Source organism: Lyngbya sp. CCY1209 (assembly GCF_055795065.1).
On record NZ_JAYFER010000561.1, the window covers coordinates 1 to 10538 of the forward strand.

General features: G+C 54.2%; 7 protein-coding genes. 2 read left to right on the forward strand and 5 right to left on the reverse strand.

Features of this window, described 5'->3' with window-relative positions:
* Positions 1–369 precede the first annotated feature (369 nt).
* Complete coding sequence (locus AC0QHF_RS19690; protein ID WP_324705942.1) at positions 370–1002, forward strand: Uma2 family endonuclease; 633 nt, start codon at positions 370–372, stop codon at positions 1000–1002.
* A gap of 33 nt (positions 1003–1035) precedes the next feature.
* Here AC0QHF_RS19690 and AC0QHF_RS19695 read toward each other — a convergent pair whose 3' ends face one another.
* Positions 1036–1839: a DUF5829 family protein gene (locus AC0QHF_RS19695; RefSeq protein WP_324705943.1), complete on the reverse strand. Its 804-nt coding sequence runs from the start codon at positions 1837–1839 to the stop codon at positions 1036–1038.
* Positions 1840–2105: 266 nt separating this feature from the next.
* Entirely contained in the window at positions 2106–5918 is a 3813-nt protein-coding gene (locus AC0QHF_RS19700; protein ID WP_375341446.1) for a PatA/PatG family cyanobactin maturation protease, read from the reverse strand.
* Positions 5919–6007: 89 nt separating this feature from the next.
* On the opposite strand from AC0QHF_RS19700, the gene AC0QHF_RS19705 reads away from it, so the two are divergent.
* Positions 6008–6367: a four helix bundle protein gene (locus AC0QHF_RS19705; protein WP_324705945.1), complete on the forward strand. Its 360-nt coding sequence runs from the start codon at positions 6008–6010 to the stop codon at positions 6365–6367.
* A gap of 60 nt (positions 6368–6427) precedes the next feature.
* Here AC0QHF_RS19705 and AC0QHF_RS19710 read toward each other — a convergent pair whose 3' ends face one another.
* The 3 genes from AC0QHF_RS19710 to AC0QHF_RS19720 all read right to left on the reverse strand — a co-directional run bounded on the left by AC0QHF_RS19710 (position 6428) and on the right by AC0QHF_RS19720 (position 10283).
* A complete protein-coding gene (locus AC0QHF_RS19710; protein ID WP_324705946.1) occupies positions 6428–6841 on the reverse strand; it encodes a hypothetical protein in 414 nt (137 codons plus the stop codon).
* A 218-nt stretch (positions 6842–7059) separates the two neighbouring features.
* Positions 7060–7743: a Uma2 family endonuclease gene (locus AC0QHF_RS19715; protein WP_324705947.1), complete on the reverse strand. Its 684-nt coding sequence runs from the start codon at positions 7741–7743 to the stop codon at positions 7060–7062.
* Between the two features lie 245 nt (positions 7744–7988).
* On the reverse strand, positions 7989–10283 hold the full coding sequence (locus AC0QHF_RS19720) for a TOMM precursor leader peptide-binding protein (RefSeq protein WP_324705948.1): 2295 nt from the start codon (positions 10281–10283) through the stop codon (positions 7989–7991).
* Positions 10284–10538: the final 255 nt, after the last annotated feature.

Sequence of the window (10538 nt, forward strand, 5' to 3'; positions counted from 1 at the left end):
CCCCCCAAAGTTGGGGGATTGAGGGGGCTTGACTCCCCCCAAAGTTGGGGGATTGAGGGGGCTTGACTCCCCCCAAACTTGGGGGATTGAGGGGGCTTGACTCCCCCAGGAAGTCGGAGTATTTAGAGTAGAATTTACGCGAAAAAACTCCTCATAATAATATTATCATATCTCGCGTTTTTGTCAACCGTTTTGCCAATTTTTGGGGGCTCTCATCAGTCGGCTTCCGGTCAACTTGAAGCGATCGCACCATTTCCCGATCGCCATTTCGGTCGCCCTAAATAGCCCTCAGTCGCCAGCTTTGAGCCCGGAATCAAAAATCGTTTAAAATGAGAACGTGAGCGATCGAGCCATTGGAGGTATCCCACCATGTATGCGGTCATTTCTACCGAAAAAATTCAACTGCCCGCCGGCAGTGTGGTACGGCTACCGGGAACCTGGCAAGACTACTGCAAACTCAGGGACTCCCGGGGGGATAGCTCCATTCCTCGCATCAAATTTCGTAACGGTGAAATTTTGCTCATGAGTCCTTTGCCAAAACAGGGACGGGAAGCGAACATTCTGTCTGACATTGTGAAAGCCCTACTAGATAGCCAGAACCGGAACTATGAAGCCTTTACACCCATTACAATGGATCTGCCAGAAGAGGGGGGAATCGAACCCGACTATTGTTTCTACATTGACAATTGGCAAGCCTCCGTCGGCAAAGATCGCATTGATTGGCGCCACACCCCGCCCCCCGATTTGGTGATTGAAATTGACGTGACCAGCTACACGGCGGCGGCGGACTATCTGCCCTACAAGGTTCCAGAAGTTTGGTTATTTAGAAAAACGGGATTGCAAATTTATAGTTTAGAAACAGAGGGTTATCAACCACAGCTTTTGAGTCGCTATTTCCCCGATTTGGAACTGCCAAAGTTAGTTGAATGGGTGCTGCAAATGGCTTTAGAACAAGGCACGGGGATGGCGATTCGAGAGTTCCGTCGGACATTGATGACTTAGGGGAAACGAGCGATCGCCCGGTTTGTTTCCCAGTTATCCGAACTCCCAAATTGCCAGCGATCGCCCCAAATTTAACCGGGCATTTTTACCGAATGTAAAGGTTTTTTCCGGATGGGGTCGATCGGCGATCGCGCAAACTACCCTGCGAATTCGATAGCGGGGAGAAACGGTCTGGTATACTCGGATCAGAAAGCGATCGGAATGATAGGTCGTCCCATCTCCGCCGCCGGATGATTCGTAGCCAAACCCTTGCAGCAGGAATGCCAACTCCTCCTGTTCCGATACCGTCAATTCCAGGTGAATTTCTGAGATGTCATCAAATAAGGAAGTTTCGGAAGTCTCGAGGGTTTTCAAATAGGCGGCGCGGTCAAAGCAACCCTCGCGGGTCAGTTCGATGTTTTTATACGCCAAATAATCGGGATGAAATTCCATCAACCACGAAGCGAAGGCTCCCCTCTCTGCCGGGTTGACGGACAAATAATGAAACCAGGGAACTTGTCCGGCTTCGGTTTCACGAACTTGCAAATCAGACAGTATTTCTTGGGTTTCTGATAAGGAGCGGATCTTTTTCCGTACAATATCCATATCACCCGCTTGTTGGCTATTAAAACCCAGACCGGAAAAACCTTCCCTCAACCCTTCGGCACCGCCGGGAGGAAACAGCTCGATATAGGAATGTTTTCCCCGGAGATAGGTTCCCGTCCAACTTTCCGTCTCGGTTTTGACAGTATCTCTGGATATCGTGCAGAATTCTTGGCTGATGAACTCCGAACGGGCAATGGACTCTAGGGTGTCCGGGTCGAGGGTGACATATAAATGGTTGAATTCGATTCCCATAGTCTGACTTTTTGAGGGTGCGATCGCGTTTGGAGTTAAATACCCGGACAAAAACTGTTTGAATACCCGTACCGCTTGGGAATTGATGCCCGAGGGCGCAAGCCTTGCGCCCCTACCAGGTCAAATCATCTTCAGATGATTGGGGAGGTTTAACGAGGGGAAAACCGGAGCTGATATGACTCCAACCGAGTCCACTTGAGTGGACTTTTGCTATGAGCCTTGAAATTTATTTCAAGGCGGGTCGAAAATTGGCTCCCGACTCCCCTTCAAGTCCGCTTTTTGCCCGGAATTGCCCAGCGTTTGATGCCGCCCACCGTCACCGGCATACTATCCGCCACATCAATAGTAAAGCGGAACACCTGGCGCGATCGCTTCCCATCCTCGGGATCGAAGAAGGTCAGCAATACATCCCAGCAATCGCTATTCAGGCGGCAGTAGGGGCTTTTTTCCACTTCGATGGTATCCAGGCGTCGGTCGGATGCGATCGCTTCGGCAAAAGTGGCAGTCGCCTGGAAGGTATTTGTCACTGCAAAATTCAAGGCGCGATCGCGGGACGTTTGCCCCACATTATGCAATTCATAATACACCCGATTCAAAAATGCGGCCAGCCCTTCCCGGAGTAGGGCTTCATTCCCCTCCTCAACGTTATCTAAAGTCGCCAACGCCGCATCGACCAGCCGGTTGATATTCCAGCCGTACATCCCCCGGGGATTGCGGACATTGAGCACCGGCACCACTTCGCCCGAAAACAGTTCCACCGTCCGCTCCGTCTGCCGGCCGGGGATACTGATGCGCTCCATAAATTCGGCGCTGGTTTCCGGTTCCAACTGCCCGTTGAGCATCAACAAAAACATCTCATAAATATCATCGGCAAACGGCCCCTTCGGGTCGAGGGCGTAGATGGTATTTTGGTCGAGATTCAACGTCCAAATCAGCGAGTAAGCCTCATCGGGATTATTGTCCAAATGCTCCACCATCTGGCGGGCGTCGTAGGGGTCCGGCGGCACCATCACCCCGTTCAAATCCACCGGCGCCATATTTTGTTTGAACGTATCCCGCCGCGCCTCGTCTCCGAAATCATAGCCAATCGTACCGAGGGCGAAAACGTGTCCGGAGTGGGCCGTGCTCGGCTTGATACCGGAAGGGGTTAGGGAGGCGGAGGGGGCGGAGGGGGTGATTGCTGTCGTCAAGCTGACGGCGGAGGGTTCGATACCCACTGCGGAGTCCGTGACGTTGACTTCAATGGCGGTATGTTCGGTGCGATTCACCTGGTCCCCGGCAAAGGAAATTGTCACCGAAGACCCGAACAACAGGCCCATCGCGCCGGGGAGGTTGACTTTACCCCGCAGGCAGCGTTCCGGCTCGTCGGTGTCTTCAGGGGTACAAGGAATGGCGGTATTGAGCAGCGCCGCCCGCACCGCCTCGGCATCAACGGGTTTGCCCTGTTGCAGTTGCAGACTCATCAGCAAGCCGCACAACCCCGACATCACCGGCGCCGCCATACTCGTCCCCTTGAGGCGGACGGGTTCCTCGTTGGCCGGTTGCGCCCCCAGGATTTCGCCCCCCGGCGCCATGATGCCTTCGAGCTCGTTATTGCCGCCCCAATTGCTGAACTTGTAGGGCGTGCCGTCGGGTTTCAGGGCGCCCACGGACAGCACCCCCGGCAGGGAAGCCGGCATACACCAGCATTCCCCTTTGTTGTTACCGGCGGGGGCGACAATCAGAATATTATTGTCCTGGCACTTCTTCAGGGCCCGCATGAGGATTTCTTCCCCTTCCCCGGTTTGGGTGGGACGGCAGGCGGCACAGTGGATGATGTTGGCACCCAACTCCAGGCCGAGTTCAAAAGCCCGGGCCAGACTCAGAGGTGAGATGAATTCCTCGTCGGTGCCGGTGGTATTTAACGGGACGTTAATCACGCGGCAGCGGGGGGCGAGTCCCGGAGAGGGGGTGTTTTCTTGCCCGACCATCGTGCTGGTAATGTGGCAGGCGTGGTTGTCGCCGTGGATGCGTTTGAGGAGCGGTTCGGGGAAGGCGGCTTTTTGGGCTTCGGCTTTTTGGTCTTTGTCGAGGTCGTCGTTATTGTCGATTTCTTGGAATTTGAGATAGGCCTCTTTGGGGACGGGTTCGGCGGGGGGGTGCCAGTAGGGGAAGACTTTGGAGACTTCGGCACCTTCAAAACAGGAGAGGGTGTGGTCGGGGTCGCCGTCGAGGACGACGATGGTGATGCGGGGGTCGCCGAGGGTTTGGTTGCGGAGGTCGGCGAGTCCGGGGATGCGGTCGTCGAGGTCGTGGGGGTGTTTGGCAGTCGTCGATTGGGTTTCGACTTCGCTCGACCCGACAGAATCCTCCAATTCGGAGGGGTTAACTGTGGCTTGGGTTTCGACTTCGCTCGACCCGACAGAATCCTCCAATTCGGAGGGGTTAACTGTTTCGACTTCGCTCGACCCGACAGAATCCGATTCGGCTTCAGTCGCTTCTATTTCTGAATCCAATTCGGAGGAATTAATTGTCGATGAATTTTCGACTTCGCTCGGCTCGACAGATGCGGATTCGGCTTCGACTTCCACCGCCAATTCTTCGGAGGTATTAATATTGTCTTCTGTCGCATCTTCTACCCCACTCGCCTCCACATCTCCGGTGGGCAATGACCCCAACATAAATTCGCCGACGGAGGACTCTACCACATAATTTAATCCCGTCGCCCGGGCAAAGCGATCGCTATCTCCCGCCCCCAGGGAACAAGGGGCCAGTCCCATATTCGTCGCCACCAAATAGAGGTTCTGATACAGGACCCCGACGTGCTTGAGAACCAGGGCATAGGCGAGCGATCGATACTTGCGGAACAGCCGCCCGAAGCGAGCGGTAATAATCAGTAAAACTTGGGGCATTCCCTGTTCGCCGCTGGACTGGTGGGCGTCTTTAAGTAATGCTTGAATATCGGCATCGGCGGCATCAATTTGAGCCAGTTGGTGATTGAGGGGGTCGTAGTGATAAAGTCCCGGTTTGACGCCTTCACAACGGCGCACTGCTAAATAGATTTCCAGTTCGTACATCGCGCCGCCGCAGGGATAGGGACGGCGGCTGATTTCACCCCAGTCGAAATCTTCGCCATATTCGGCTTTAATCATTTCTTGCTGCTCGGCATCCTGGGTGTAAATTTCCTTGACCCGGGCCGTGCGGTAAAGCAGTTCCCCCAACTGCTCAATGGTGATGGGGTGATTCTCGTCGTATTCGCGAACCGACGCCCGTTTTTCAATCGCCGTCGTCAGGGTTTTATCCCGCTGGCGGATGGCGTCGATGCTCAGTTGGGGCAGGGGGACAATGTGCCCGCTCATGGGCGGTTTCACTACCGGAAACTGGTCCCAGATGTCCAAACTGGCGGCAATATCGCCCGTGGGGTAGTCGTGGCGTCCCTGGCGACAACGGCTGTGGAATAGGAGGTTGTGGAACTCCCACAGCTTCAGTTCCGGGGCCTCGGCTTCGACGGAGAGGAAACCCGCCGCCCACAATAAGTTGAGGAACTGATAGGCGGTTTCGGGGCCGACTTGGGGGGGCGGCGTCACCCGCCGCAGGGATTGGGGTTGGGCGAGTTGGGCCAAAATGGCGCTGGCCCGCCAGTCCAGGAGCTTGACGCGGAATTTGGACAGGGGCGATTCGAGTACCATTCCCCCCTCGTGGCTGTGTTGGTAGGCGAAGCGGGACAGGCTGACATCGGCTTGGGTCCAGTGGGGGGGATTGAGGTCGAGTTCGGCGGACTCTACCATCGGCTCTGCGATCGCCAACGGTAATACAGCATACTGCAACCAGCCGCGATCGCCCATCTGTTGCAATGTGGCGGCTAACTGTTCCCCAACTTCGGACCCTTCCTGGGTACTCAGGGTTTGGGTCAACTGTTGCAGGGTGGCCGTCCCCTCTCGCAAATGTGCGATCGCATTTTCAAATCCGGGCAGTGCGGGCACGGTGAGTAGGGAGGCGGTTGCACCGGCATCATTGCCAGAAACCAGGCCGAGGGTGTAACCGTTTTCGGACGGATTAATTTGAATGCCGGAACTCAGAGACAAGGTAAAAGGATTCATAGTCAATTCAAAATTCAAAATTCAAAATTCAAAAAAGTTGGTAAACTGCTCGTATCAGTTTTGATTCCATAGATTTTGACTTGATTATTATGGATTATCGGCCGATTCCCGATCGCACATTTGAGTTTGCCGTGAGAATTACCAAGCTTTGCTCCCATCTCGATCAACAACCCGGAACACCGCGATTGTTAGCCAATCAACTGTTTAGATCGGGAACGTCAATCGCTGCCAACATTGCCGAATCGGGTTCGGCTGAAAGTGACCGAGATTTTATCAGCAAGCAGTCGATCGCTCTCAAGGAAGCCAAAGAAACAAGATATTGGCTAAGGCTATTAATTCAATCAGAAATGATACCCGAGCCAAAAGTATCCAGTCTCTTGGATGAATGCGAACAGTTAATCAAAATCATTTCAAAATCCATCCTGACCGCCAAAAGAAAGCTGAAATAAAGTTAAAATCAGCAAGCCAGAAGTACAAATTTTTGACTTTTGACTTTTGACTTTTGACTTTCAAATGGGTAATAGCTGGTTCAAATCTCGGATGGGCTGTCCCAACCAGCGCAAAATCGCACAGGCATGAGCTTTTTTGAGCATCAAGCGATCGGCGGCTTGGGAAAGATCGCGCAACTCTTGCTGTTGGCTGGGTGTCAATGTTCCCTCTTGGTTGCGATCGAGTAGTTCCAGATGACGTTCCTGCTGGTCTGGAGCGATCTGACTTCGGGCAATTTGCCGGAGTTCATCTACACTCAGCGTTTGCAGGGTCAGCAATTCAGCCTGTATTTCCGCCGGGGCTGTATCGATCGCAGGGGGTAAGTTTCCAGCAATACTTTGGATGACCAATTCCGACAGGGGTTGGTTGGTCAACTCGGCAAGGCGAGATAAGCGTCGAACCGCAGATTCTGGCAGGTCTATTGTCAGTTGCATGGTGATGTTCCCTTTGCCAAATATATTAGCATATTTGTCATTATTGTCAACCTTTTTTGAGATTTATTCGGCTATTATCAGTCGGCTTTCGGTCAACTTTAATCGGTCGGTAAAATGGTGCGATCGCACGATGAGCGATCGCTTTTTCGGTCGCCATCTATAGGGATTATCAGTCGGCTTTCAGTCATCAGAAAATGAATCAACAAAAACATCACTGGCTACTGAATTTTTGTCCGGGATAATTGCTCGATAAAAGTTTGATGTTCTGAGGTAGCAATTCCCTGTTGCAAGATCGCCAATACCCGTGCCAAGTCCCCCGCCAACAGCGCATCTTTGTCCAACCACAAACCGGGAAATACGAGCGATCGCACGATGCCATCACCATCCACATTCAGGGGGACATACTGACCGTCTTCCCAGCGGAACCAATCGATCGCCCCGTCGTAGGTTCGCCACACCAAATACTCTCGGACTCCGTTGCGACGGTAGACCTGGAGTTTCTGGTTCAAGTCCAGGGACGCGCTACTGGCAGCAATTTCGACGATCAGTTCCGGCGCCCCTTCCACATAGTCCTCCTCGCTGATGGTACTTTGTCCCCCCGTTTCGATGCGAAGCAGGGCATCGGGTTGGGGTTCGTTGTCGGTGTCCAAACCCACGGTGGCATTGTCCAAAGCTTCGACTCCGGGGGTGGCGGCTTCGTAAGCAATCAGCCAACCCACAACTTGGGCGTGGGGTTTTCCGTGGGCTTTTGCGTGGAGGGGAGATGCCATGTAGACCGTTCCTTCGATTAATTCGGCTTTTGTGACCCGGGGCATGGCGGCATAGCGTCGCTCGAACTCCCTGCGGGTCAGGCGATCGCCGTTTTCGAGGGGGGGTAGGGTGGTGAGTGGGAATGGAGTCATGATCGGTCGTAAAATCTAGGATTTTTGACTTTTAACTTTTGACTTTCTCCTGGGGAGAAACGGAGGCTTTGTAAGTCCCCCAAAGTTTAGAAGTAGATGATTGGAGGTTGGGGAGGTTGGGGAGGGAATAAACTGAGTCCACTTGAGTGGACTTTTGCTATGAGCCTTGAAATTCATCTCAAGGCGGGTCTTCCCTTACTCCCTTACTCCCTCTTAATTTTGACTTTTGACTTTTGACTTTTGACTTAAAACGGCATCGCCATCGGATTCATCTCCCCTTCCGGCGTCGGCGCCTGCCGCCAACCCAACTTCACCGGCACGTCATAAAGCCGCCCCGACCCGAACCGCGACCAAAAATGACGCATCCCCGGCACAATCACCTTGACCACATTCAAGCCGATGTCCGGGCGGGTTTGGTCCAGCACCAACGTTTCCAACCCCGCCTGCTTGACAATCTCCACGCAGGTCATCACATCCTCCCGGATGTCATTCCCCCAGCGTTTCGGATAGTCCCCCACGGTTTTCAACGGTTGGGAGGTATCGGGCGCCAAATAGGGCTGATTCTCTAACGTCGCTTCCAAGAGCCAGAGTTTGGCGTCGCCGTCGAGTTGGTCGTCCGGCACCTTGTCCAGTTCCAGTCCCAACTGATTCACCTCCGTCAGGGCGCGGAGAAGGGCGATGGTGGGGTCTAAGTGCGCCCCAAAACCGAGAATCAACCGTTCCGAATTGCCCACCTTGCGCCGCGACACCCCGGCAAAGGCGGGAATCCCCAAATCGGCGGTCAAGTCCAACGCCCACAGTTCCCGGTCATGTTCGGCATAAAACTGTTGTAGGTCGGTAAAATAAGACTCGTCAAAACTGGCCAAATCTACCGCCGGACGACGCAAGCGGTTGTACCACCACAGCGCCACGCTGTCCCGTTCCACCAGTTCCATGAAACCCTGCAAAATCGCTTCTTCTAAGGTATTCCCCGCCGCATTGCCGTTAGAGTCCGCTTTGCAAAAGCGTTGACCCTTCGGCATCGGGTAGTTGTAATAACAGAACGAAGTGGGAAGGTATTTGTGCTGCTGCTCGGTCAGTGACCATACCGGAGTCCAGTCAATGGTTTGGTCAGGGTCAAACCGGGTCGGAATCCAATCATGAGCCGCTTGGCGGTTTTCATTGATCGCTTTGCGGTTTTCATACTGAGTCTCGCTGATGCAGAGACAATCTTCCGGGTTAATCGCCAGTTCCCCCAGCTCGTTGAATGTTGCAGCTTTACGGGGTTCATCCCCCTGATAAATCCCCGAATAACGCTCCACCGCTTCACAAAAACCACTGGCGCGGGATTGACTGTCGGTTTTGCCTTTGCCGGAACTCTTATGTTTCAGGTTGCTGCGTAGCCCCCGCAGGGAAGTTGCATCCCCAAAGGCATGGCCTGCCCGGTAGGTATGCACCAGTGGATTACTGGGGTCTGTGATCCGCACCAGTTCGGTGACAACCCCCGTAATCGGACTGATCAGATGCTCGTGTTTCTCGATGGTTTGTTGGGGGGTGACGGCGCGGTGGCCGCCATCGCGGGTGAAGTGTTTCTGGCGAGATTCGAGAACCACAGGCTCAAACCCTCGACGCTGGAGGATTTCCGGGTCGCCGCAGGTGGGGCATTGGGGGCGGCGGATGAGGCTGTGGGTTTTGAACTCCAGGGTGCGCTGGTTGAAGGTGATTAACTTGCCCTCCAGGGTGGGGGAAGGCGTGGGGGACTGGGCGATAACGAGGGATTTGGCGATTTCCGTCGCCGCAAACTGAAGGGCCGTGTGCAACGTCGAAGGCAAGGCGGCGCGGGCTGTGGGGAGGTAACTATTGACCGTGTGAGGGATGTTGCCGTTGGTTTGGGCGGCGGCGTATTTTTCGCGCTGCACCGAGGCTTCCACTTCCCGGTTGCCTTCCAAACGTTGGGCGAGGCAGTGCCAGCAGCCCGTTTCTCCCGGTTTGAAGACCGGGCCGAGCCAGAGGACGCTGCCCAGGGGTTTGACTAAAATCCAGGGTTGGCCGGTTTGTACCTGATGGCGGTTGAGGGGGGCCAGGTCGGGGTGCAGGTAGTCGTCGGTGAGGACGACGGTGAGGGCGGCGTCGGTGTCGGAGGGGTGGAGGGGGATGCCCAAATCGCGCAGAGCCGTACCCAGGATGTCAACCATGCCCTCGCTGATGCGGTTTCCGACGGTTTTGAGGTGGACGGGCTGTTGCAGGGCTTTGGCGGCGACTGCGGGGGCGATGCCCAGTTCGCTCCAGAAGGCGGCGACTTCCGGCGCCAGTTCCGGGGCGGCTTCGGTGAGGTAGCCGGTTTGGTTGAGGCGGTTGAGTACGAAGTCGATGTAGTCGGCGGGGACTTCGCCATCGAGTTTTTCTACAATTTGGTCGCGGCTGTACTGCCCGTCCAAGAAGGGAATAATCTGACAGTAAAGCTGTCCGGTGAGGGCGTGGTTTTCTTGTTCGCCCAGGAGATAAACCTGTTTGGGGGGACAGATTTCGATGTGGTAGTGAGGTTTGATTTGAAATTCCATTTTAATGAACGAACAACATCAACGATAACAATGGGTTTCTGTGCATTGTAGTGGACCGACACACCTTAAATGGTGGGTTACGGCGGATTTCTAGATTGCCGTCACAGATCGGGTTTCAGCCGCCTAACCCACCCTACAGGAAAGCACATTTTTAGCCGTGTCGGTCCAGTAGTGGACTGTTTTATCTAAAATGAGGCAATAGAAAACTCGGTTCGTTGTTGCGCTTTAGCGCTAAAGCGCAACAACGAAGGAAAT